This is a genomic window from Xanthomonas sp. NCPPB 1754 (assembly GCF_041475725.2).
In the GTDB taxonomy this organism is placed as follows: domain Bacteria; phylum Pseudomonadota; class Gammaproteobacteria; order Xanthomonadales; family Xanthomonadaceae; genus Xanthomonas; species Xanthomonas euvesicatoria.
Genome location: NZ_CM192982.1, coordinates 2,812,097 through 2,832,290 on the forward strand (window position 1 = coordinate 2,812,097; position 20,194 = coordinate 2,832,290).

Genomic DNA, 20,194 nt, shown 5'->3' on the forward strand with positions numbered 1-20,194 from the left:
AGTGGGGGGGTTACCGACGCGCTTGCCAGGACAACCGCATTCAGAGCCGAGATCGAGGATCCGCAAACTGATCTCCATGCGAATGCGCGCGACCTGGAGACAGCATTTCTAGCCAACCCCGCACCCGGCGATATCTTTTCCGCGATGCCTGTCATCGCGCCCGAGCTGGCCCAGAGCACGCGTCAACGGCTGCAAGAGTACTCACCGCGGACGCGTCAAGCTCTAGCCGCCGATGCTGCGCGGCATGCCTATGGACTGGATAACGCACAGCCCATCTCGCCGCGCACAACTGCTGCGATCCTTGAAGATGCAGAGCGCCTGGATGCCTTGGGTCGCCCACCCTTGAGTTGGTGACGATGGATCCGACGTCCCCCCAATTTTGAGTAGCACCTCAGTTTGGAGTCCAATTCCCTACCCCAAGGAGATTGGACGTGAAGAAGCGTTTTTCTGAAGAACAGATCATCGGCTTCCTGCGCGAAGCTGATGCCGGTGTGGCGATCAAGGATCTGTGCCGGCGGCATGGCTTCAGCGAGGCCTCGTATTACCTGTGGCGCAGCAAGTTCGGCGGAATGAGCGTGCCCGACGCCAAGCGGCTCAAGGATCTTGAGGCCGAGAACGCGCGGCTAAAGAAGTTGCTGGCCGAGCAGTTGTTCGAGAACGACCTGATCAAGGATGCGTTGCGAAAAAAGTGGTGAGCGCACCGGCGCGTCGTGCGCTGGTGCGCGAGTGGATCGGGCGTGGTGCCAGCGAGCGTCGCGCCTTGGCGGCGATCGGCATGAGCGCCAGCGCGCTGCGCTATTGCCCACGCCAAGACCGCAATGGCGAACTGCGCGAGCGCATTCTTGCGTTGGCGCATCGCCATCGCCGCTACGGCGTGGGGATGATCTATCTCAAGCTGCGACAGGAAGGACGCCTGGTGAACTACAAGCGCGTGGAGCGGTTGTATCGCGAGCAGCAGCTACAAGTGCGGCGCCGCAAGCGCAAGAAGGTGCCGGTTGGCGAGCGTCAGCCGCTGCTGCGGCCAGCGCAGGCCAACCAGGTGTGGTCGATGGACTTCGTGTTCGACCGCTCCGCCGACGGCCGAGTGATCAAGTGTCTGGTGATCGTGGACGACGCAACGCACGAAGCGGTCGCCATCGAGGTGGAACGCGCGATCTCCGGGCACGGCGTTGCGCGCGTGCTGGATCGGTTGGCACACAGTCGCGGTTTACCGAAGGTGATCCGCACCGACAACGGCAAGGAGTTTTGCGGCAAAGCGATGGTCGTCTGGGCACATGCCCGTGGTGTGCAACTACGGCTAATCCAACCCGGCAAGCCAAATCAAAACGCCTATGTTGAATCGTTCAACGGCCGACTACGCGACGAATGCCTCAACGAGCACTGGTTCCCGACGTTGCTGCACGCGCGCACCGAGATCGAACGCTGGCGACGCGAATACAACGAGGACCGACCGAAGAAAGCAATTGGCGGCATGACGCCGTCCGCTTATGCCCAACATCTGGCAAACACCGATATCATCAACCCCGGACTCTAAACCCGACCGCTACTCAGGGCGGGGGGACGTCGAGCCGGCAGCAACGCCGGGTTGCTGCGGCGTGCAGCACGGCGCCAATAGCCCGACGGGGCAACCTGCAAGGCTTTGCAGATCGACTCGACCCCGAAGTGCTCGCGTTGTGCGTCGATGAAGCCCATCACTTCTTGTGGTGGCGGTCGAGTTCCGCCTTGGCGAAATACGCGCTGGCCAGCTTCAGGATCTCGTTGGTCTGGCGCAGTTCGCGGACCTCGCGCTCTAGCTCCTTGATGCGCTGTTGCTCGGCTGTGGTCGCTCCCGGGCGCAGGCCCTGGTCCGTCTCTGCCTGGCGAACCCAGCGCCGCAGCGTTTCGCTCGTGCAGCCGATCTTGGATGCAATGGACTCGATGGCTGCCCATTGCGATTCGTACTGGCCCTGCGATTCCAAGACCATGCGCACCGAGCGCTCTACAACTTCCGGGGAAAACTTCGGGGACTTCCTCATAGCTCCATTCTCAAACGAAGGAGCCTCCTCTAAAACCGGGGCGATTCAATAGCTAGGTTGTCAAACGCCGTGCATCAACGTGCCCAACGGAAGCGGCGAGGTCGCTCCGTTGTGCAAGGCGATGATGTGCTCGGGCTCGGAAGCAAACCAAGCGAAGGAGCGCCAAGCGAGCTCGGCAATTGTCTTTTTGAAGGCCGCGTTTGAGCGGTCTAGATAGGCCGTCACGAAGGCTACCGTGTCCGGCTTGAAACCGGCATCGGCTGCAATCTGCATGAAGGCTTCTTGCCGTTGCATCGTGATTGGCCCATCGGTCGCGACAACTTCGATGAACACCAGAAGGAAGCCCGGTGCGCCACCACCGCCTAGGTCTACAAGGATGATGTCTGGCAAGTTGCGGTCGGCCGTAATTTTGAGGTTAAGAGACTTGGCAAGTTCATCGTCTCTAGCAACGACTTTCGCACCGCTCTCGCTCACCCATAAAACGGCTGGCTGCGTGAGGAAGCGAGCGGCAAATTCTTCAATGACCCCTTTCGAGATGACTGAACTCGGGCCTGGCGCCATCCGGCGCGTTTCGCGGTTTGGAAAGGTCACTATTACATCCTCACCCGTCGTCACAGCACCACGCCGCACAAGTGCGACGCGCGCCATTGCCGATGCTGAAAGGTGAGCTTCCTGCCAAGCAGTGATGGATGCCGCCAAGTCGTCTCCAGCAAGTGCAGGGTCAAATAACGCGGCGAAGTCAGTCTTGAGCGCATAGCGCGGATGGCCAGAAGTTGTTGGCAAACCTGCCCGCTCTACCACAGCGTTATTCGTGATAAACCCTTGGCGCAAAGTCTCGTCGCGAAGGGGCTCGCGACTGTTTTCCTCGTACCAACGTTGCCCAGCTACTCGGAACCCCGGCTTCATGGCTCCGAAGCCGTAGGCTTCTCGCACTGCATCGTCACTCAGCAGTGCTTGCTCGACCGTCATACGCATCACATGTTTCGGCGCAAGCCATCGGTCAGTGCCTTCGACTGCCCCGATGTATAACATCACAAACACCGCCGAGGCGGCCATTTCCCGAATGCAATAGTTGCGATTGGGAGTGCCCTCCTGAAAGATGAGGGGCAGCCGCTGATGAATGGTTAGCCGGTCGACGTAGGGAGGCAAGCTCACGCTTCACCTTCTGTCGCATACAGCTTGGCGCAGGCCTTCTCGACACTCGCGCGCGTGACTTTGCTGCCAACCAATCTCTTCAGGTCGCTTGCTGTGGGGAGGGGCAAATTCTCAAGCTCGTATGCAGAAACCGCGACGCTACCGCTCAGGCAACGGAAGGCCCGATCGGCGGCCTCGCTGTTGAGAAACGCCGCAAGCAGCGCGGGCGACACCGCTGGATTTTCCACGGTCGGAATCATCATGTTGAGGTGGTTCTCAATCGTGACGCCGGCGTGCCGCTTGATGAACGATGCCGGCATCTCTGCAGCGATGAGCCGGCGAGCTTGCTCTTTCGCTGTTGTCCGCTGGAGCAGAACGCAGGGCTTGCGAACGACCAGCCAATCGTCACCAGGCTGAAGGCGTAGAAACGGCTTGTGGTTCCGCTTTTCTGCCCGGAGAACGAAACGACCATCGCTGGTTACGCTTTCAGCCCATACGAGAGGCACGGTGCCAGCTTCTTCGCGGTCGCACAGTTGTGGCTTGAATCGGTTCCACACGAGGGGGCCTGTGCTTACTTTGTATCCCCAATCTGCCAGGCGCGCCGACATGGCGCGCAGCCTCTTCGCAAGTTCTGCTTCATCGATGTGCCTGGGCAGGAACCAAGGGGCGGTTGCTTTCCGCGGCAAGGTGAAGTTGCCAGCGGGCTCAGCTTTGACCGGCACGCCAGGCTGCGCTTCGATGAAGGACACAACAGCGCGGGCGCGCTTTGCTCCTTTGCGATAGGTGGCCAGGACTGTTTCCTGCAGCACGTCGTCGAACACACCCTTGCGTGCCGTCACGAAGTCCAGCGAGACCGGGGGAGCTTCCTTGTGCAAGACGGCGCGCAAATTCTTGAAGTACTCCCCGGCAAGGAAGCTCGATGGCGTCAGAAATGAAACTAGGCCATCGGGCTTTGCCAGCCGCACGGCCAGATCCATGAACAGGCCGTAGAGGTTCGCGTGACCGTAGAGGCTTCGCGAAAAGTATTCGCGCCTTTCCGCGGCCAGCTTCAGCCTGCCAAAGGGCGGATTGCCGACAACCAAATCGAAGCCCTTGCTCTTCGTGATGGAGAGGCTGTCGCATACGGTCACAACAGCGGACGGTCTCCGGCCGCAAGCCACGATGAGTGGCAGCGCTGCAGCTTCGACGAATACCTGTGCCATCCAGGCCGCAAAGGGATCGAGCTCAAAGCCGCGCAGCCTGACAGAGAGATTGTGGATAGCTACTGCTGGCGAACAGTCCACGATGGACTTCAGTAGTCGCCTGGCCGCAGACACAAGGAACGCGCCTGCTCCGGCTGCTGGGTCGAGTACATGGGCACGCGACCAATCTAGGCCTGCCGCCTCTGCTTGGTCGAGCAACCGCTCGGCCAATGCTGGCGGGGTGTAAAAAACGCCCCGCTCCGAACGCCACTCACTGGGGAGTAGCGCCGTGTAGAGTAGCCCGAGGTTAGATGCAGCGTCTTCGACAGACAGGCGCGCAATAGCTTGCCCAAACTGGCTTGCGGCGCGGCGACCAGCTTCAGGAAGGTCGCGCGCCGCGTTCGGGGGGGGAGGCTGCACGGCCAGTCCTGAGCCAAGCTGCTCCCAATAGGCTACGACGGCGTGTGCCGTGATGGCTTCAGCAAACGCGAGCTGTGAGCGCTCAGCAGTCGCCTTGCTTTGTGTTCGCAGAACCGCTCGCAGATATGAAGGTGAAGGCAGTTCGGCAAGCGAAGGCAGTGGCTCTGTCGGTAGTGGAGCTACGTTCGCGGCGGCGTCTAAGGTCATCATTTCGTCTCCAGCAGCGGCCATTGGGCAGCGATGTACTTCTCGGCGGCGTCCCGGATAACCCAGGCAACCGAAACCTTTTTCTGCTTCGCTATGGCTTGCAGCGTCTGGTAAATCTCAGGCTGCAGGCTCGCTGAGGCACGAGCCACACGCGGCTTGCCTGAAGGTTTACGACCTCGTTTTGCAACGGCCATGGCCAGTGCCCCTGATTTAGTTGCAGCACTTTACATCACTGCTGCCGGCGCCGACCTGTTCACTGCGCGAGTGAAGCGTTGTCCGTAGGGGCGTCGCCCCTACACCGGTGCAAGTCCCCCGCCCGACTGCGTGGAATTTCGCGTTATGTGCGCAACCGGCCTCGCCGCACTAGGGCTTGCAAGTCAGGTTCAAATGATTGAGCATCAAACATCGAAGTTTGATAGGTCGATCATGACATCACCCATTTCCATCACCACCCTGGCCACCCTGGCCAGCGCCGGGGTGCTGCGCACCGTGCAGCTGGTCGGCCAGGTCGGCGGCTACGCGGTCATGGTGCGCGTGGGCCAAACCGAAAAGCAACTGACCGGCCAGCGCGGGGAACCGCGCGTGTTTGCCTCCCTCGACACCGCCGCCGCCCAGCTGCTGGCGCTGGGCGTGATGGTGTTCGAGGTGCTGCCGGCCAACTACGTGCGCGCGCCCAAGGTCTACCGCCGGGGGCGGCCAGCCGCGTTGAAAGAGTTGGCCAAGCTCCAGCGCGAGGGCAAACCCGCCAAGCGCACGCCGGCCAGGAAGCCGGCCGGCGCGGCGGCGGTGGCCACCAAAATCCTGCCCAGCGACCGGGCGCAGCTGAAATTGCCCGGCCTGCTGCGCACCCGCAAAGCTGGCCGCAGCGTGGGTGCCGGCGTATGAGCGGCACCACCCCGGCGGAAGGCATGACATGGGATCTGGGAGCCTTGCGCGACGGCGTCAGGGCGGCGTTTGGCCCCGACCAGCGGCGTCTCGTATCGCAGAGCATCCAGTCCGTGAGGGACCGGCGCAGGTTCAGTGCCTATCACTACCAGGAGGCCATGCGGATCATTGCCGCCAAAGTGGACGGCCTGCCTGGCGATGAACTGTTGCCGATCATGATGGGAGTTGATGACAACGACACAGGCTCATTTGAAGATGCCAGATTCACGGCTTACGCCAACATCGTTGCCTGCATGCATAGCATGCGCTCGGTGGCGGATAACTTGGTGCACTTAGTCTATTACGCCACCGGAATGAATCGCGATGCGGCGACCTGCATCAAGAGAGAACGGGACATTGCGTGGGAGACTGTTCGTAAAAGGCTGACCCCAGCTGCCGTTAAAGCGGAGTTGGACGCGCTACACGAGCATGCCGATTTCAAGTACCTCTGTGCGCTCGACAACCATTGCAAACACCGCAGCATCGTCGATATTGGCTATGCGATCAGCTTCACCGAAGAAACGCACGGCCTTCGCATCAATGCTTTCACCCATGATGGGATCGATCACGCTCCCCAGTGGGTCAGTCCATTCCTGAAATCCGAATATCAACGTCAGGAAGCGACCATTTTGCGAGCAGGCAATCATCTGAATGACTACGTGGCGCAGGCCTTGGCCAAGGGCCGTGGGGGCTAACCATGCCAATCCCAAACCTCTCCATTTTGCTGGCCGCGTGCATTGCGTCCACTGCCCTTGCAGCGCCGCCGAGCGGCGGCAGCTGGGCCACCATCGCCGGCTATCACCCCGGCATGGAGAAAGAAGCCGCACGCAAGGTTGGCCTAGCAAATTGCAACGCCACGTATGAGGCGGTCGAGTGCGAAACACCCACCGCGCTCACGTTCGCCGGGGCGGTGTCCATCGACAGCGACATCACCCTCAACGAAAAAACCGGACGCATCGAGGTGGTGGAGTTCCGGTTCTCGAAAGAGGCGTATCCAGCGGTTGCAGCCGCGCTTGTCGCGCAGCTCGGCGAACCCACGGCAACCGACGGCGACTACAGAGCCGATGAGTGGCGCAGAGCTGGGCGCAACTCTTGCAGCCCCATCCTTGTCTGGCATCGCGGCGGCGACGACGTTGTCGCCGTATGCGGTGGCGGCTGGCACCGCAACGGCCGCACCTACCTGGTTGCCGATCATAAGGCTGGGCGCGGCAAAGAATGGGCCGAGATTGTGCCCGCGAGTGCAAGGAGCCGACGAGCGGTAGATGCGTTCAACTCGAAATAATCGCCACTCCCAGTGCCGGCGTCAGAGAAAGCGTTTCAGGTCTGCAATCGGCGCGGGCAACTCTTCTCCGTATGCGCTGTGGCGCGCGACCGCTGCCGCCCATGCACCTTCTAGTTCCCTCATATCGATGTCTTCGCGCGGTGTCGCAACGTAAGCCCGGCCGTCGCAGTCTGTGCAAAATGGGTCTACGCCCTTGCAGTTCGGGCAGCGAGCAAATTGCCAGAATCCGCGCTGGATGAACACGCCGGCCGAGCACACGTAGCAGACGATTCCAGCTTGATCCATCGTGCCGCAGGGACTCCCGCATGCGTCGCACACGCCAGGTGGGCCGAATTGCCAGGGGTCTAGTCGAGGTCGTTTGCGGTTACCCATGCGTCAGATTACCCATGCCGATGTCGCAGAACATGCGAAAACGAGCCTGTGCCGTGCGTCTGATCCAGTCCAGGCGGGGGCGTGACCGCAAGCGGTCACCGGCTTGGGGTGCTGCGCACCGATGCCGCGTGCCGCGTCATCGCCAGTCGGCCCTAATCCTCGCCCCTGCGCGCTCGCCAGCGGGGCGACCAAGTGCAGGCAAGGGCCGCGCCGCGGCCTGGCTGTGCATGTCGCCTGCAGGTGCTGCGCTGGTTCAGCGCGGCGCATCGCACTTAGCCCAGTTAGGGCGCTGTCTTACCGTCGCAGTTGCTGTGCTTGCCGCTGTTCTTCTTCACCACCACCGGTACTCGTGCCACCGCCGCCACTGTTGTTGCTGCCGAGAAAGCGACACTTGGGAATTGAATTGCCCTTGGCAAGCTCGCGACGCATCTTGTTGATCGGCGGTTTGCACTCCGAAACGGCCGTTGGGCCTTGCGGATTCGCAAGACACATCGCCACCTCGCAGGCCCATTTGTCCTTGTCTGACATCACCTGCTGCGGCCGCTGTACTCCACTGACGCCATCCGCCAATGCCGAGTCGGCGAACGGCAACAGCGCAACGATCAAGAGCATCCTGTTGACTGGCTTCATTGGTGCCTCCGTTCAGGTTATGTCCTAGCGTCGTCATTTCGGCGGCCGAAGAACATTAGGAAAGTTACGAGAAAGTTACGAGGCGGCTTAGTAACATCAAAAATCCAATGTTGCAAATATGATGGGCGGGCGGCTATCCGCGCCGTCGTGCCGGCGCAGCCGGCATCGAGCCGCCTTCGGCGTCTCGCCCCTTCGGGCTTAGTCACGGCCGCCTACGCGCCTACGGCGCTGCGCGCTCCGCTTGCACAGTTGCGGGGGCCTGCGGCCCCCCTGTCCTCCCTCCGCGCCTTCGGCGCTCCGGTCGCAACTTCGACCCCCCGGAGGGGCTGCGCCCCTCCCACCGCGCCGATACAAGCCGGCGCGGCGGCACCCTCCCCGCTAGAAGCAGGTCAGCATAGGGAGGTGAAAAGCCGCCACAGAACACGGTGGATACGGCGGCTCAATCACTATTGCAAAAATGATGGTGCAGTGTTCCGCTGGCAATTCTTTACGTAATGACGTAACGACGTTATTATTTTTCTACGCTAAAGGAGAAGCCGCCATGTCCTACCGTCTGCCCAACCCCGCCAGCCTGACGCACGACGAGCGCATGCAGTACCGCGCTGCGCAGGTGGGAAGTCGCTATAACGGCTCCACCCCGGAAACCCTGGGGGACGGCTCGGCGATCTACACGGCCGACGACGGTTCGCGCTTTTACCTGCAGGCTTTCGCTGGCAAGGCCGTGCGTGCGTGCCGTCGCGTATCTGGCTACTACCGGAGCGTCGAGAGCCGGAACCTCGCCATCGAGCAGTTCAAGCAGTCTCGGGCCAGCCATCATGCCGCCCATCTGCTACGCCGCCAGGCCGCAACACGCCCACATACGCTCCAGGTCGGCGACGTGTTGAACACCAGCTGGGGTTACGAACAGACGAACGTCGAATTCTTCCAAGTGGTTGCCGTCACTGGCGCGATGGCCACGCTGCGCGAGATAGCCGCCAGCTACACCGAGGCAGGGTTCATGAGCGGGAAGAAGACGCCTCATGTCGGCCGGTTCACGGGCGAACCGATCCGCCGGCGGGTCGGTGTTTCCAACACCGTGAAGATCGACAGCAGCCGTCGTGCCACCCCGTGGGACGGCCGCCCTCAGCACGTCAGCAGCTACGCCTAAATTTCATCGAGCAAGGAGAGGAGCATGAGCAACAAGACCCCGCTGATCGCCAACGTGGTTGACCGTTACACCGGCCGCGATGGATCCGAACAATCCCACTGGACAGACGTGGGTATCGCCTTCCCTCACAAATCGGGCGAAGGGTTCAACCTAGTCATCCGTCCGGGCCTGGCTGTGTCCGGGACCATCGTCCTGACCACGAAGAAGGCCCGCGAAGAAGCCGAAGGAGGCGCGGCCCCGGAAGCCGCCAACTTTCCCGAAGAATCATGACCCGGAGCGCGGCGAGCGCGCCCCGGCACCGGCCCGCGGCAGGATCCCGATGCCGGTCCTTCACACCCTGGCTGAGGCCATGACCTTCATGGAACAGTTGTGCGCCGTCGCCCAGGGCGTCGACGTGGTGGCACGGGCAGAGCAGCTGCGCGGCATGATTGATGATGCGTTGTTCTTCCACGGCAGTTAGTGGCTGAATCTTGATGCGCCCCCATATCTTGGGGTCCAAGCGGGTCGCCGTGGGCGGCCCGTTTACGTTTGCCCACTGATTATGATAAAAATGCGCCACATAGGAGGCCCACCATGCCCGCCCCACTCTCCCGCGAAGCCAACGGCACCGAGCGCATCACCGTCGTGATGACCCCGGCTCAAAAGCGCACGCTCCAACAGCGCGCCCGCCACGCAGGGCTGACCATCAGCGACTACATCCGTCGCCAGGCGCTGGAGAGCGAGGATCTCGGACCACTGCTAGAGCAGCTGCGCGCGTCCACTGCGCAGGCCAATCGTGCCCTCGATAGCGTGTTTTCGCGGCTGCATACGCACGCCCATGACCTAAGCGTTGCAGAGGCCGCAGCACGTGCCCGCGCCAAGCGGGCGAACGCACCATGACCACCTTGACCGACGTGATGAAGGCGCTGCGCGAAGTCATCGTGATGAACGAGCGCGTCACCACGCTGGCCGGTTTGGTAGACAAACTCGCGTCGGAAAGCGTTGAAACACGTGAACGCCTGGTCCGCGTTGAAACCGTTCTGGAACTGGCGTTCAAGGCACCCCCCAATCGAGGGCCACTGTTGCCACCCGGCGGCGAGTGAATTGGACAGCGCCGCGGCCTAGTGAAATTTACGATATGCGAGGTTTCAGAGAAGACTGATACTTAAGGTGATTTGACAGCGTGTGCCGCCTGAACAGGCGAAAGCCAAGGCTTTCAGTAGGCCGAACACGAAAAAACCGCCTTTGGCGAGGCGGTTTTTTCACAACAGGTGCTGGCGGAATCACCAGCAGATTCGGATCTAGCTGACTCGAATCCTACCTCCGCCGGCTATGCCGTGCAAGAGGGAAGGATGAAAAGGCGAACACGCCCGACACCCTGCCCCGTCGCCAGTAGGCGCGGGGCATGGCAGACCTAAAGGCCGACTCGATCGGCCACGACGAATCCGAGCCAGCCGGCCACGGCAGGACGCACAAGCGTGTCCGGTGGCATCGGCCGAGCGGCGGCAAGCGGCGGCCGGGTGTGCTCGATGCGACCCGTGCCGAGCTAGTGCGTGGCCTGGAACTGCGCCAGGGATCAATCTGGACGCGGATCCGCCATGCCGTGATCGTGGCCGGCTATCCGATCGACCGTGCCCTGCAGCGCGTCCGAGCACTGCGCGCAGACGGCGCCGAATCACTGCTTGCCCTGGCGGTCGCCCTGCTCTACCTGGCCGACGTTCGGACCGGCTTCGTTGGCAAGCCGCGCCCAGGCGGCGGCCCCTGGAAGCGGTACACGCTGGCCGACCTGGCCCAGCTTGCCTACGGCGCTCAGGGCGAGGCCGATCTACGCCGCGCCAGGCGTGCGCTCGACATGATGGTGAGCTTGGGCTGGGCCTACCCGACCAAGCAGGTACGCCGGCACTCCACGGACGTGGAAGGCCGGAATCTATGGCGCAGCGAGGCGGCCGTTCGCCGGCTGAATTTGCAACGGTTGTGCGACATGACCGGGACGAGCTGGCTACTCAAGCGCGATCGCATGCACGCGGACCAGGCACGTGGCCAGGGGACCGCCTCGTTCGTAGACGCTCAGCAACGGCGTGAGGAAGCGAGCCGCGGCCGAAGCGTAGGCAAAGCCGCGCGCGCCGCGCCGCCGGCCACTGGCGACCCACCGGTGGCCAGCAAGAACGGCACGCAGCACATCGCCGACATCCTCACCCTACTGAAATAGCCAGATGGCAGGGCACCCCGTACCCGTAGCCTCGAAAAGCACTGGAAAACGACGCTTTTCGCCCTGTTTTTCGCATCCCTGCGCATCGCCCTCCCCTCCCCTGCCCCCTGCATCTGCCCCCGGCACCGCAGTTATCCACAGGTCTGTGGATATTGCGGTGGAGTTGTTGTGGAGAAGTACCTTTATTTGTCCCATTTAATTGGGCTGCCACCCAATCAACCTACGGTTGAAATCACAGACAGCAGAAGATTTAGAAGCTAAAAGGTGTCGCCGGCGCTACGCGCCACCGACGGCGTCGGAAGCCTTGTCCAGTTGCGGGGGCCTGCGGCCCCCCGTGTCCTCCCTCCGCGCCTACGGCGCTACGGTCGCAACTTCGACCCCCCGGAGGGGCTACGCCCCTCCCACCGCGCCGATAGAACCGGCGCGGTGGCTCCCTCCCCTGGAAAAGCGGGTTTTCAGGGCTGGGGCTCGGCGTTGGCCAGGTCATGGCGTTATCGAACTCGGATGGCAACCGAGCGCGGTTCCACCGCTGGGAATCAAGAGCGGCGCATCCATGCGCCATAGCCTTCAAAAGCGGTTGCTTCACGTGGAGCCTGCCTAATCGGCAAATCGGGCCGCGCACATCGCCTACGGCGTGGCCCTGGTGGCACCGGTACGCCTGGCCAACTCGACGCCGCCGCCCGCTGGCGACTACCGCGGAGACCTATCGCGGAGGCCGGGCGCGGGCGGCGACCTAGTGCCCGTTCGGCTAGGCCGTGCACGTCACCCTGCAAGCGTGGCGCTGAGTTAGCGCGCTGGCGCTGGCCAGCTCGATGCCGGCCGCGCCGGGAATCGCTGCGCGGATCCACCGCGCCGGCCGCCGTCGGCGGCGCCGACCTGGTGCCGACTTGGCCAGGCCGCGCACGTCGCCCGCAGGCGAGGCGCTGGGGTAGCGCACTGCACTGGCGCTGGCCAGCTCGATGCCGGCAGCGCAGGCGATAGCCATGCAGATCCACCGTGGCCGCCGCCGCCGGCGGCGGCGACCTGGTGCAGGACGCCCGCCGCATCGTTGTTGCAAAAGTGAGAGTGCTTTGTTCCATTATTGCGCTTTTACGTAATGACGTAACAACGTTATTGTTTCACTACGTCAAGAGGAGAAGCCGCCATGTTCACCAATCCCGACCTCATCCACGCTTACACCCGCGCCGACATGCTGGAAGATGGCGAGTTGATCGATGTGACCGAAGTCGGCCGGGAAGCTGGGTTCACAGTTCCGGTCGCGCTTACCCGATCGGTCTGGGCCGATTGCGTGGAATGGTCTGCGGCCGACAACGCCCGCAAGCACGCCTGCCAGGACGAGGCTGGCAGGCTTTGGGATGTGGTTTATATGGCCCGCGTGTACGGGGCACGCAACGCCAAGGGTTCCCGGGCTGTGTTCCCGGTCTACCGCGTTCCGCGCGAAGGGAGGGGGATCCGCCCCCGTCTGGTCGAACTGCAGCTGCACATCGGACCTGGTGACGCCGGCGAGCCGGTAATCACGATTATGCAGCTCGGCGAGGAATGACGTAACGACGCTATGACGCAATTGCGTTATAGCGTTATAGCGTCGTTGTTCGTTTGTACGATGACGTTTTTCGGCGCGCCCGCGCTACGAAACACTGCAGAACATCCCTTTCAGTGCGTTATTACGTCATTGAGTTAATAAGCAACAACGTAAGGAAGTTATTATGCGCAGGATGACCAATGTTGAAGTTGTGACCGAACTGATGGAGTTCTCCCAGTACGGGGCGCTCGCCCAGGCGTTCGGGATGGCCGCCTTGGCCAAGCACTCGCGTGCCGTGGCTGACGCGGATCCGGCGACGCTAGCCAGCATGGAGGGCGGGCCTGTGTCGCCTGCCGCTTGGCAGGGTGTAGCGCGGGAAATCGCCGAGAAGCTGGACAAGCATTTCGCTGCGTGATTGCGTTTTTACGTCATTACGCAGATACGCAAAAGAGGAAGCCGCGCGGGCCGAAGAGGCGGACCTTCGCCAGCGGCTGGCAGTTGCAGAGGCGCGGGCTGGGGAAATCGAGCGCAAGGCGGAAGATGCTCGCCAGGAAGTCGCTGGGGCGCGGAGCGAAGCTGCTGCGGCCAGGGAAAAGGCTGCGGGTCTGGTGGGGCGCCTGGAAGCTGCCGAGGCCCAAAACGCGGCGTTGTTGGCGCGATTGGAGCCTGCAGGGAAGAAGTAAAAACGTGCTTACGCCATCCGTTCATTACGTAATGAAGTCATGCTAGTATTCGTTACGTAACGACGCTAAAGGCTAATTCCGTAATTAACTATTGAGGTCAATCATGCAAATAATCGTGATTGCGGCGCAGAAGGGAGGGGCGGGCAAAACGACCCTGGCCCTGCACCTGGCCGTGGAATACCAACGCGCGGGCAAGTCAGTCGCGCTGATCGACACGGATCCGCAGCGGTCGGCCGAAATGTGGGGGGGGCTGCGGGACGCGCAGGACATAACCGTGGTCGGGGTGCCCGGCGCGGAAATCGCCGCGGCCCTCCGAGATGCGGAGAGTGATGGTTACGACGTGGTGCTGGTGGATACGCCGCCCCATGCCTCGGCGGCCTTGGTGCCCGTCCTGCGCCTGGCCACGCTTGCGGTTGTGCCGTTCCAGCCGTCCCCCCTGGACCTCGGCACGCTGGAAACCGTGCGCCGGATGTTGGACGCCGCCGGCACGCCGGCCGTGGCCGTCATCAATGCCGCACCGCTACGGGCAGCCGAGGTTGAACCCATGCGTCAGGCCATCGAGGAAGGCGGGTTGCCGGTGCTTGAGACCGTCGTACACCACCTGATGCCATTTCGGCGATCCATTGGCAACGGTCTGTCCGTGGTTGAGTTCGACCCCAAGGGCAGGGGGGCGTTTGAAATCAAGAAGCTGCGGAAGGACATAGACGCGGCAATCGCGGCGCTCCCGGCGGCGACGCCAGTAGCGGCCTAATGAGCTAACAAGCTAACAACGTATCCACGCAATTACGTAACGAGGTAAACCATGAGCAGCAAGAGTCCATTGGGCAAGCTGGGCCAGCGTGCCGCCCGCAATAGCCAGGCCGCCGAAGCGATGCCGGCTGGCTTCGATGAGCCGATGGTGGCAGCGACCAGGCCAGCGGTTCGGACGGTCCCAAGCCAGCCAGCAGAAGGCGGAAAGGTCCAGGGCAAGCGCCGCCGTGGCACCAACGAAAGCGGCGTCGTCACCATGACCGTGCGCCTGCGCCGAGAGGACTGGGCGCGTCTGGTCGAGCTTCGGATGACCGAGGGTAAGACCGGGCAAGAGGTGTTTTTCGAGGGTTTGACGGCGGTCTTTGCGCGGTATGGCTTTGACGCACCCGTGGCCCCGTAGTCGAGCTACTAGGGCGAGTCCAATTCAGGGAGAACGCAGCATGAATTCACCGGAGCTGGTGCCGGGTGTACTTCCAGGACTCTGGCGGGAAGAAGGTGGCCAAGGTGGACTTGTCAGGCTTGATATCGCGGCTATTACCGCCGGCATGGTCGTAGTGGCGAAATGCGATGAACCCTAGCAGGCAAAGCCTGAATTGCGCTGGCAGGTGTGGCCCGACCTCCTGGTGCCGGACAACGATCCATCCAAGCTCGCCAGCGAGGCGTAGTGCGCCAGGGGCGGGGGCCTCGTAGTTATCCCAATGTTCTTCCTTTGCGCGAGGCGGCAGGCTTGCACCTGCCGGCAAGTCCCGCGGGTCGGCATCACTTCTTCAAAAGTGATAATCTGATGCGGCGCGGATCCGCGCCAAAACGACAGGAGAACACGCCCGTGAGCAGTTACCTGGTGGCCTGCAAGGCCTCGAAATACACGAAGGATGGGGTAGAGGAATCCAAGCTCACGCGAGTGGGCGCCTATTTCCCGTTCAAGGAGAGCAAGGGCGGCCGCCTGGTGCTGGACGAAGGCATCGCGGTTTTCGGCGAACTGGTCCTGGTCGAGCCGCGCAGCCAGGGCATGGCAAGCGACTAATGCCTGGCCATTTCAACAATCAGGCGCGACCCGTTTCCCGCCTTCGGTGGGCGGGCGTGCTGGCATTCCTGGCGGGCGTCGGGACGCTATTCGCTGGCGCGGCAATCAAGGCGTCTGGAACCCTGCTGCTGGCGCTTATGTATGCCGGCCTTTCCTTTGCCACCGTCGCCGTCCTGCTATTCGGCATCGACTGGCTTTACCGCTCAATCACCAAGAGGACACGCAACGATGAACGCTAATGCATTGCACGCAGCTAACACGGCCGCCGACGATCGCCTGCCAGCCCCGAAGACCGAGGACGAATTGCGGGAGCGCATCGGCGAATTGGAGTCGTCCATCGCCGCGGGAGAGTGGGAGGGCGTCACGTATACGCCGGCCATGCGCGACGTGCTGAAACGGTATGCGCTGGGCGAAATCGGTTGGAGCCAACTTGGCAAGGAGATCGCCGCCGGTGACTAAGCCGATCGATGACCCGTATTTGGATCCGCAGACAGGCGTCCCTAAAGAACAGGGCAGGGATTACAGACGCGGCCACTCTCAAGCAGCATGAAGCTATGTGGGCGTCCGCTGGCAGCGTCCGTTGGGCATCCAGGCCGGAAGCGAACAGCTACGACCTGGACCACCTGCAGAAGATCCACGCCAGGCTGTACGGCGAAACCTACGAGTGGGCAGGGAAGACGCGCACAACGGACAAAGACCGGAACGGCATCGCGCACACCAGCCCGCAACAGATCGACGCCAATGCAAAGGCCTTGTTTGCGCAATTGCAGGCCGAGAAGAAGACATTAGACAAAGCAGACCCGGCTTTTGCCCAGCGTGCTGGGCATTACATGGGCGAATTGACCAAGCTAGAGCCGTTTCGCGAAGGCAGCATCCGAACCCAGCAGGTGTTCATGTCGCAGATGGCCAGGGATGCCGGTTACAACATCGAATGGCACAAGGTGGATCGTGTGCAGATGGCATTCGCTCAAACCAAAGCCATGGAAGGCAACTACAAGCCGTTTGAAGCGATCTTCAAAGACCACTTGAAAGAACGCAGCATTGAGGCACGTGAAAAAGACGGTCGGCAAGACAAAGACGTGATCGCTGTTCAGGCCATCCAAAAGAACCGCGACTCACTCGACCGAATGGAACGTAGCTATCCGGAGACCGCTCAGAAGACACACGCCGAAATATCCACCGCTCGCGTGATGTTGAATTCCCTGGAATACGCCGTTCGCAACAAGAGTCCAGAAGTCGCCTTGACCCATGACCCTTCTGCACCCAGCAAGACCAAAGAATTCCAAGCGATCCCAGTCCAAATAAGTTCCAGAAATTCCCTGGTAATGGTCAAACAGTCGATTCATGCAGTAGAGCGTGCTGGGACTACGGTGCATCACGAATTGAGCCAGCAATGGCATTCAAAGCGTGAGTTGCAGGTTGGCCGTGAAAAAGCTTGATAGCCACAGCCTGGCGTCAATGCCGCTGCATCTGTCTGCCCTGGGGTTGTGTCGGTGGCGTGGAGCATTCCGCAGAAGAATGGTTGACCTTCTGCTGTGCCGTGTGGGAGAGCGGTTCGCAAGGGCACAGTGGTCCTTAATCCTTAAGATTCGAAGCCCATACACCATACGCACCCTGTCGGGTGCGTAGGTCGTTGAAATATATGGTATTTCAGGAAGATCACCGAATGTCAGGTACCACGCAGGTACCACTATGCCCACGTATCACATTGATTTATAGAGATTTTCATTAGTACCGTTCTAGTACCAAGGAAATGCAATGGCACGCTGCCACATCACCATTCCAGTGTCCGAAGGCCAGCGCGAAATGCTGGTGCAACTCGCCGAGCAACAGAACCAATCCCTGGCGGCGTTCTGCCGCGACCGGATCATGGCGCGGGAGAACATGGCGGAGGAATTCGCGGCGCTGCAAAGCACGCTGCTGGCCGCGTTAGGCGAGGCGCATCGTGTGCCGGTCGCCGCACCCATCCAGGCGCCCAGCAGCGAGGCAAAGGCGACCGCGCCGGACGGGCTAATGGCGGTGGTGGTCGAATTGCTGTTGCTGATGCGCTCGATGGCGCAGCCAACGAAAGTTCAGGCAGTCCACGGCGAATTGAAGCGGATTGGTTTGGAGCCGTATAAGAACTAATAGGCGAAGGCAGATGGACAAGACCGAGCGCAATCAACTGATCCTGGCCATGTGGGTTTTCATGCCCTTCATGGGTTGGTTCATGGCGGTAAAGAAGACCGAAACGCTGAGCTCCCCCAAGATCAAAGCGTTGTGGCAGATCGCTAGCCACACCCACGAAAAACCGGTCCTGCTGCTGGGCATTTTCGGCGGAATCCTGATGGCCGCGCTGATGACCTGGCTGCTGGTGGTCATGCTGTCATCGCCGTTCACCGGGCAGCGCTTCAAGCGGTTCCTGCGCGGAACCAAGATCGTCACGGTCGATAAGCTCAAGTCGCTCACCCGCGAACGCAAAACGCAACAGGTCACGGTTGGCGATATTCCAGTTCCTACGGCGGTCGAGCCGACGCACATCCTGGTGGCCGGTTCGACAGGTGTAGGCAAGAGCGTAGTGATTCGCGGCCTGGCTTATTCGGGCATCCTGCGCGGCGACCGATTCGTGTTCTGCGACCCTAACGGTGACCTGGTTTCGAAGTTCTACCGGCAGGGCGACAAGATCCTAAATCCCTACGACACGCGCACCGAAGGCTGGACGTTCTACAACGAAATCCGCAATGACTACGACTACAAGCGCTACGCCTTGTCACTGGTGCCGCGTGGTAAGTCGGCCGAGGAAGAAGAATGGTGCAGCTTCGGCCGCCTGTTGCTGGCCGAGTGCGCGAAGAAGCTGGCGATGAACGGCAGTCCCAGCATTCGCGATCTGTTCCACTGGTGCACCATCGAGGAACCGGAGAACCTAAAACTATTCCTGGCCGGCACGTCCGCCGAATCCCTGTTCGTCGGCGCTGAAAAGGCGCTGGCCAGTGCGCGGTTCGTGCTGGCCGACAAGTTGCCCGAACACCTGGAAATGCCGACTGGCCATTTCTCCATTCGCCGATTCCTGGAAGACGACCAAACCGGCAATCTGTTCCTCACGTGGCGCGAGGACATGGCCGAGGCATTGCGACCGCTCATATCGGCCTGGGTGGACGTGGTATGCACGTCCGTCCTATCACTGCCGGAGAGCAAGAGCAGGCGCATCTGGCTCAGCCTGGACGAACTGGCAAGCCTGGAAAAGCTGGCCAGCCAGCAGGACGCACTGACCAAAGGCCGCAAGCATGGTCTGAGGGCGATTGCCGGCCTGCAAACCGTGTCGCAGCTAGACGACCTCTACGGCAACAAGGAAGCGCAAACGCTGCGCGCCTGTTTCCGCTCCCTGGTGGTGCTGGGCGGTGCCAATTCGGACCCGGAAACGGCGGAAGAAATGAGCAAGGCGCTCGGCGATCACGAAGTGGTGCGCGAGGAAAAGTCCAGGTCCGCGAAGGGCGCCAATCGTCGCGATCGCACCGACCGCGAGCGGGTCGTCATGCCGTCAGAAATCGTGAGCATGCCGGACCTGACCGCTATCGTCGCGTTCGCTGGCGACCGACCAATTGCGAGGACCAAGTTGGAGTTCCAGCAATTCAGGCAGCAGGTGCCGTCGTTCGTGGAGCGTAACGCGGCGTTCGGGGGATAAACCATGCTAAGCCACAAGGTTCTCACCCGCGCCGATCTAAACGACATGGGCCGGTATTACGCCGAGGCCGAGGACGACTACTACACCAAGGAACTCGATGCGTCGGAGTGGCAGGGCAAGGGCGCGGAACGGCTGGGTCTGGAAGGCGAGGTTGACCGTGCCAGGTTCCAGCAATTGCTCGCCGGCCAGGTCAAGCCGGGCATCGAAATCTCCCGCACGTCCAAGCGTAACGACACCAAGGAACGCATTGGCATCGACCTGACGTTCAGCGCGCCAAAGAGCGTTAGCATCCAGGCGCTTGTTGGCGGCGATGCCCGCCTGGTCAAAGCCCACGAAGAAGCCGTGGCCGCCACCGTCGCCCACGCCGAAACCCTGGCCCAAGCCCGCGTGAAGACGGGCGGCAAGGCCGGCGTGGTCGATACCGGCAACCTGGTCGTGGCCAAGTTCCGGCACGAAACCAGCCGCGAGCAAGATCCGCAGCTGCACACCCACGCCGTGGTGATGAATCTGACCCGGCGCGGGGATGGCCAGTGGCGGGCGCTGCGCAACGACAACAGATACTTCTGCCAGGCGCGATCGAATTGCGCCAGCTTGTTCTTGCCTTCCTCGCTCTGGAAGCTCTCCCGCGCACGGGCCATGTGATCGACCACCTTGGCGGTGTATTTGTCGATGTTCTGCACATGCGACTGGCGCTCTTCTGCACTGCTGGCCAACAACAGGTTGGCGCGCGCGCGGCCGGCATAGATGAGGTTGATGTTGGCTTCCTTGACATGGGACATGCCGAGCAACTCGCGCTCGTACAACGACGTCGACAGCGCGCTGATGCGGCCGGAGTTGGAATAGCCCACCCACCCGATGCATGCGCCGATGGCCGAGACGATCAGGAATGCCACGATCAGTCTGGTTCCGATTCTGAAGTTGCCTAACATTGGGGAGTTCTCTCAAGAAGGATGCGTGGGCGACATGCGCTACAGGAAGGCGATGGCGCTGCGCGTACCGCGCATGGCGATACGGCGGGTCTAACCCATCGCTAATGGCTATCGGCGACGACAAA

At 61.7% G+C, this 20,194-nt stretch carries 26 protein-coding genes, 4 pseudogenes and 1 other annotated feature; of the genes and pseudogenes, 23 read left to right on the forward strand and 7 right to left on the reverse strand.

Annotated elements, in window-relative coordinates; genetic code table 11:
* Window positions 1-15: 15 nt before the first annotated feature.
* Window positions 16-354 (forward strand): annotated as a pseudogene (locus ACCQ15_RS12430) (XopE/AvrPphe family type III secretion system effector); the annotation flags it as partial.
* A 77-nt stretch (window positions 355-431) separates the two neighbouring features.
* A protein-coding gene (locus ACCQ15_RS12435; RefSeq protein WP_372166127.1) for an IS3 family transposase occupies window positions 432-1,534 on the forward strand; the annotation gives its coding sequence in 2 pieces (ribosomal slippage) (window positions 432-690 and window positions 690-1,534; 1,104 coding nt in all).
* A gap of 29 nt (window positions 1,535-1,563) precedes the next feature.
* Here the strand turns inward: ACCQ15_RS12435 and ACCQ15_RS12440 are convergent.
* From ACCQ15_RS12440 to ACCQ15_RS12455, 4 genes and pseudogenes are all read right to left on the reverse strand, one after another.
* Window positions 1,564-2,015, reverse strand: a pseudogene (locus ACCQ15_RS12440) (transposase); the annotation flags it as partial.
* Window positions 1,621-1,737, reverse strand: a sequence feature (AL1L pseudoknot). Its footprint overlaps the pseudogene before it by 117 nt.
* Before the next feature lie 60 nt (window positions 2,016-2,075).
* Complete coding sequence (locus ACCQ15_RS12445; protein WP_160292242.1) at window positions 2,076-3,170, reverse strand: BsuBI/PstI family type II restriction endonuclease; 1,095 nt, start codon at window positions 3,168-3,170, stop codon at window positions 2,076-2,078.
* Window positions 3,167-4,981 carry an HsdM family class I SAM-dependent methyltransferase gene (locus ACCQ15_RS12450; RefSeq protein WP_078584421.1) on the reverse strand — a complete coding sequence of 605 codons (1,815 nt, stop codon included), beginning with the start codon at window positions 4,979-4,981 and terminating at the stop codon, window positions 3,167-3,169. Before ACCQ15_RS12450 ends, ACCQ15_RS12445 begins: the two co-directional genes overlap by 4 nt.
* Window positions 4,957-5,151, reverse strand: coding sequence for a ribbon-helix-helix domain-containing protein (locus ACCQ15_RS12455; RefSeq protein WP_228729447.1), 195 nt, complete (start codon window positions 5,149-5,151; stop codon window positions 4,957-4,959). Before ACCQ15_RS12455 ends, ACCQ15_RS12450 begins: the two co-directional genes overlap by 25 nt.
* A 232-nt stretch (window positions 5,152-5,383) precedes the next feature.
* On the opposite strand from ACCQ15_RS12455, the gene ACCQ15_RS12460 reads away from it, so the two are divergent.
* The 3 genes from ACCQ15_RS12460 to ACCQ15_RS12470 are packed head-to-tail and all read left to right on the forward strand — an operon-like array spanning window position 5,384 to window position 7,163.
* Entirely contained in the window at window positions 5,384-5,842 is a 459-nt protein-coding gene (locus ACCQ15_RS12460; RefSeq protein ID WP_218490638.1) for a ParC-related protein, read from the forward strand.
* Window positions 5,839-6,576 carry a hypothetical protein gene (locus ACCQ15_RS12465; RefSeq protein ID WP_218490639.1) on the forward strand — a complete coding sequence of 246 codons (738 nt, stop codon included), beginning with the start codon at window positions 5,839-5,841 and terminating at the stop codon, window positions 6,574-6,576. Before ACCQ15_RS12460 ends, ACCQ15_RS12465 begins: the two co-directional genes overlap by 4 nt.
* A gap of 2 nt (window positions 6,577-6,578) precedes the next feature.
* Window positions 6,579-7,163 carry a hypothetical protein gene (locus ACCQ15_RS12470; RefSeq protein WP_372381603.1) on the forward strand — a complete coding sequence of 195 codons (585 nt, stop codon included), beginning with the start codon at window positions 6,579-6,581 and terminating at the stop codon, window positions 7,161-7,163.
* 666 nt (window positions 7,164-7,829) lie between these two features.
* Here ACCQ15_RS12470 and ACCQ15_RS12475 read toward each other — a convergent pair.
* Window positions 7,830-8,165, reverse strand: a complete 336-nt coding sequence (locus ACCQ15_RS12475) for a hypothetical protein (RefSeq protein ID WP_029996440.1) — start codon at window positions 8,163-8,165, stop codon at window positions 7,830-7,832.
* Window positions 8,166-8,706: 541 nt separating this feature from the next.
* On the opposite strand from ACCQ15_RS12475, the gene ACCQ15_RS12480 reads away from it, so the two are divergent.
* The 5 genes from ACCQ15_RS12480 to ACCQ15_RS12500 all read left to right on the forward strand — a co-directional run bounded on the left by ACCQ15_RS12480 (window position 8,707) and on the right by ACCQ15_RS12500 (window position 11,500).
* On the forward strand, window positions 8,707-9,312 hold the full coding sequence (locus ACCQ15_RS12480; RefSeq protein WP_029996441.1) for a hypothetical protein: 606 nt from the start codon (window positions 8,707-8,709) through the stop codon (window positions 9,310-9,312).
* Window positions 9,313-9,336: 24 nt separating this feature from the next.
* Window positions 9,337-9,582 (forward strand): hypothetical protein, encoded by a 246-nt coding sequence (locus tag ACCQ15_RS12485; protein WP_044100108.1) that lies wholly within the window; start codon window positions 9,337-9,339, stop codon window positions 9,580-9,582.
* Window positions 9,583-9,885: 303 nt separating this feature from the next.
* A complete protein-coding gene (locus ACCQ15_RS12490; protein WP_003491325.1) occupies window positions 9,886-10,191 on the forward strand; it encodes a plasmid mobilization protein in 306 nt (101 codons plus the stop codon).
* A complete protein-coding gene (locus ACCQ15_RS12495) occupies window positions 10,188-10,394 on the forward strand; it encodes a hypothetical protein (protein WP_005934631.1) in 207 nt (68 codons plus the stop codon). The genes ACCQ15_RS12490 and ACCQ15_RS12495 overlap by 4 nt, the downstream gene beginning before the upstream one ends.
* 419 nt (window positions 10,395-10,813) lie before the next feature.
* A complete protein-coding gene (locus ACCQ15_RS12500) occupies window positions 10,814-11,500 on the forward strand; it encodes a hypothetical protein (RefSeq protein WP_026112982.1) in 687 nt (228 codons plus the stop codon).
* A gap of 748 nt (window positions 11,501-12,248) precedes the next feature.
* On the opposite strand, the gene ACCQ15_RS12505 is transcribed toward ACCQ15_RS12500, so the two are convergent.
* Window positions 12,249-12,485 (reverse strand): hypothetical protein, encoded by a 237-nt coding sequence (locus tag ACCQ15_RS12505; protein ID WP_218536105.1) that lies wholly within the window; start codon window positions 12,483-12,485, stop codon window positions 12,249-12,251.
* Between the two features lie 159 nt (window positions 12,486-12,644).
* Here ACCQ15_RS12505 and ACCQ15_RS12510 point away from each other — a divergent pair, with 159 nt between their 5' ends.
* The 12 genes and pseudogenes from ACCQ15_RS12510 (at window position 12,645) to mobF (ending at window position 19,782) form a co-directional block, all read left to right on the forward strand.
* Window positions 12,645-13,043 (forward strand): DUF6573 family protein, encoded by a 399-nt coding sequence (locus ACCQ15_RS12510; RefSeq protein ID WP_372381604.1) that lies wholly within the window; start codon window positions 12,645-12,647, stop codon window positions 13,041-13,043.
* Window positions 13,044-13,206: 163 nt separating this feature from the next.
* Window positions 13,207-13,437, forward strand: a complete 231-nt coding sequence (locus tag ACCQ15_RS12515) for a hypothetical protein (protein ID WP_029996445.1) — start codon at window positions 13,207-13,209, stop codon at window positions 13,435-13,437.
* A 28-nt stretch (window positions 13,438-13,465) separates the two neighbouring features.
* Window positions 13,466-13,705, forward strand: a pseudogene (locus tag ACCQ15_RS12520) (DNA-binding protein); the annotation flags it as partial.
* Between the two features lie 103 nt (window positions 13,706-13,808).
* Complete coding sequence (locus tag ACCQ15_RS12525; RefSeq protein ID WP_039510517.1) at window positions 13,809-14,456, forward strand: AAA family ATPase; 648 nt, start codon at window positions 13,809-13,811, stop codon at window positions 14,454-14,456.
* A gap of 51 nt (window positions 14,457-14,507) precedes the next feature.
* The gene (locus ACCQ15_RS12530) at window positions 14,508-14,855 is read left to right on the forward strand and encodes a hypothetical protein (RefSeq protein WP_372381605.1); all 348 of its coding nucleotides are present in this window, start codon (window positions 14,508-14,510) and stop codon (window positions 14,853-14,855) included.
* A gap of 426 nt (window positions 14,856-15,281) precedes the next feature.
* Entirely contained in the window at window positions 15,282-15,479 is a 198-nt protein-coding gene (locus ACCQ15_RS12535; protein WP_088016384.1) for a hypothetical protein, read from the forward strand.
* A 56-nt stretch (window positions 15,480-15,535) separates the two neighbouring features.
* Entirely contained in the window at window positions 15,536-15,718 is a 183-nt protein-coding gene (locus tag ACCQ15_RS12540; protein ID WP_026112629.1) for a hypothetical protein, read from the forward strand.
* Complete coding sequence (locus tag ACCQ15_RS12545) at window positions 15,708-15,938, forward strand: antitoxin VbhA family protein (protein ID WP_017115649.1); 231 nt, start codon at window positions 15,708-15,710, stop codon at window positions 15,936-15,938. The genes ACCQ15_RS12540 and ACCQ15_RS12545 overlap by 11 nt, the downstream gene beginning before the upstream one ends.
* Window positions 15,939-16,033: 95 nt before the next feature.
* Window positions 16,034-16,918 (forward strand): Fic/DOC family protein, encoded by an 885-nt coding sequence (locus ACCQ15_RS12550; RefSeq protein WP_234839828.1) that lies wholly within the window; start codon window positions 16,034-16,036, stop codon window positions 16,916-16,918.
* A 319-nt stretch (window positions 16,919-17,237) separates the two neighbouring features.
* The gene (locus tag ACCQ15_RS12555) at window positions 17,238-17,606 is read left to right on the forward strand and encodes a hypothetical protein (RefSeq protein WP_017115651.1); all 369 of its coding nucleotides are present in this window, start codon (window positions 17,238-17,240) and stop codon (window positions 17,604-17,606) included.
* A 13-nt stretch (window positions 17,607-17,619) separates the two neighbouring features.
* A complete protein-coding gene (locus ACCQ15_RS12560) occupies window positions 17,620-19,140 on the forward strand; it encodes a type IV secretion system DNA-binding domain-containing protein (protein WP_372381606.1) in 1,521 nt (506 codons plus the stop codon).
* Window positions 19,141-19,185: 45 nt separating this feature from the next.
* Window positions 19,186-19,782, forward strand: a complete 597-nt coding sequence (gene mobF / locus ACCQ15_RS12565) for a MobF family relaxase (protein WP_506187862.1) — start codon at window positions 19,186-19,188, stop codon at window positions 19,780-19,782.
* Here mobF and ACCQ15_RS12570 read toward each other — a convergent pair.
* Window positions 19,695-20,069 (reverse strand): annotated as a pseudogene (locus ACCQ15_RS12570) (MCP four helix bundle domain-containing protein); the annotation flags it as partial. The gene mobF and the pseudogene ACCQ15_RS12570 overlap by 88 nt on opposite strands.
* On the opposite strand from ACCQ15_RS12570, the gene ACCQ15_RS12575 reads away from it, so the two are divergent.
* The gene (locus ACCQ15_RS12575; RefSeq protein ID WP_169730847.1) at window positions 20,008-20,163 is read left to right on the forward strand and encodes a hypothetical protein; all 156 of its coding nucleotides are present in this window, start codon (window positions 20,008-20,010) and stop codon (window positions 20,161-20,163) included. The pseudogene ACCQ15_RS12570 and the gene ACCQ15_RS12575 overlap by 62 nt on opposite strands.
* Window positions 20,164-20,194 lie beyond the last annotated feature (31 nt).

What these genes read in the sequence shown, in the direction of transcription:
- ACCQ15_RS12505 (WP_218536105.1), bottom strand. Translation starts at nt 12,485, where the DNA reads ATGGCTATCGCCTGCGCTGCCGGCATCGAGCTGGCCAGCGCCAGTGCA.
- ACCQ15_RS12480 (WP_029996441.1), top strand. Translation starts at nt 8,707, where the DNA reads ATGTCCTACCGTCTGCCCAACCCCGCCAGCCTGACGCACGACGAGCGC.
- ACCQ15_RS12460 (WP_218490638.1), top strand. Translation starts at nt 5,384, where the DNA reads ATGACATCACCCATTTCCATCACCACCCTGGCCACCCTGGCCAGCGCC.
- ACCQ15_RS12560 (WP_372381606.1), top strand. Translation starts at nt 17,620, where the DNA reads ATGGACAAGACCGAGCGCAATCAACTGATCCTGGCCATGTGGGTTTTC.
- ACCQ15_RS12510 (WP_372381604.1), top strand. Translation starts at nt 12,645, where the DNA reads ATGTTCACCAATCCCGACCTCATCCACGCTTACACCCGCGCCGACATG.
- ACCQ15_RS12525 (WP_039510517.1), top strand. Translation starts at nt 13,809, where the DNA reads ATGCAAATAATCGTGATTGCGGCGCAGAAGGGAGGGGCGGGCAAAACG.
- ACCQ15_RS12555 (WP_017115651.1), top strand. Translation starts at nt 17,238, where the DNA reads ATGGCACGCTGCCACATCACCATTCCAGTGTCCGAAGGCCAGCGCGAA.
- mobF (WP_506187862.1), top strand. Translation starts at nt 19,186, where the DNA reads ATGGGCCGGTATTACGCCGAGGCCGAGGACGACTACTACACCAAGGAA.
- ACCQ15_RS12495 (WP_005934631.1), top strand. Translation starts at nt 10,188, where the DNA reads ATGACCACCTTGACCGACGTGATGAAGGCGCTGCGCGAAGTCATCGTG.
- ACCQ15_RS12470 (WP_372381603.1), top strand. Translation starts at nt 6,579, where the DNA reads ATGCCAATCCCAAACCTCTCCATTTTGCTGGCCGCGTGCATTGCGTCC.
- ACCQ15_RS12530 (WP_372381605.1), top strand. Translation starts at nt 14,508, where the DNA reads ATGAGCAGCAAGAGTCCATTGGGCAAGCTGGGCCAGCGTGCCGCCCGC.
- ACCQ15_RS12575 (WP_169730847.1), top strand. Translation starts at nt 20,008, where the DNA reads ATGGCCGAGACGATCAGGAATGCCACGATCAGTCTGGTTCCGATTCTG.
- ACCQ15_RS12450 (WP_078584421.1), bottom strand. Translation starts at nt 4,981, where the DNA reads ATGGCCGCTGCTGGAGACGAAATGATGACCTTAGACGCCGCCGCGAAC.
- ACCQ15_RS12465 (WP_218490639.1), top strand. Translation starts at nt 5,839, where the DNA reads ATGAGCGGCACCACCCCGGCGGAAGGCATGACATGGGATCTGGGAGCC.
- ACCQ15_RS12455 (WP_228729447.1), bottom strand. Translation starts at nt 5,151, where the DNA reads ATGGCCGTTGCAAAACGAGGTCGTAAACCTTCAGGCAAGCCGCGTGTG.
- ACCQ15_RS12490 (WP_003491325.1), top strand. Translation starts at nt 9,886, where the DNA reads ATGCCCGCCCCACTCTCCCGCGAAGCCAACGGCACCGAGCGCATCACC.
- ACCQ15_RS12550 (WP_234839828.1), top strand. Translation starts at nt 16,034, where the DNA reads ATGTGGGCGTCCGCTGGCAGCGTCCGTTGGGCATCCAGGCCGGAAGCG.
- ACCQ15_RS12475 (WP_029996440.1), bottom strand. Translation starts at nt 8,165, where the DNA reads ATGAAGCCAGTCAACAGGATGCTCTTGATCGTTGCGCTGTTGCCGTTC.
- ACCQ15_RS12485 (WP_044100108.1), top strand. Translation starts at nt 9,337, where the DNA reads ATGAGCAACAAGACCCCGCTGATCGCCAACGTGGTTGACCGTTACACC.
- ACCQ15_RS12545 (WP_017115649.1), top strand. Translation starts at nt 15,708, where the DNA reads ATGAACGCTAATGCATTGCACGCAGCTAACACGGCCGCCGACGATCGC.
- ACCQ15_RS12515 (WP_029996445.1), top strand. Translation starts at nt 13,207, where the DNA reads ATGCGCAGGATGACCAATGTTGAAGTTGTGACCGAACTGATGGAGTTC.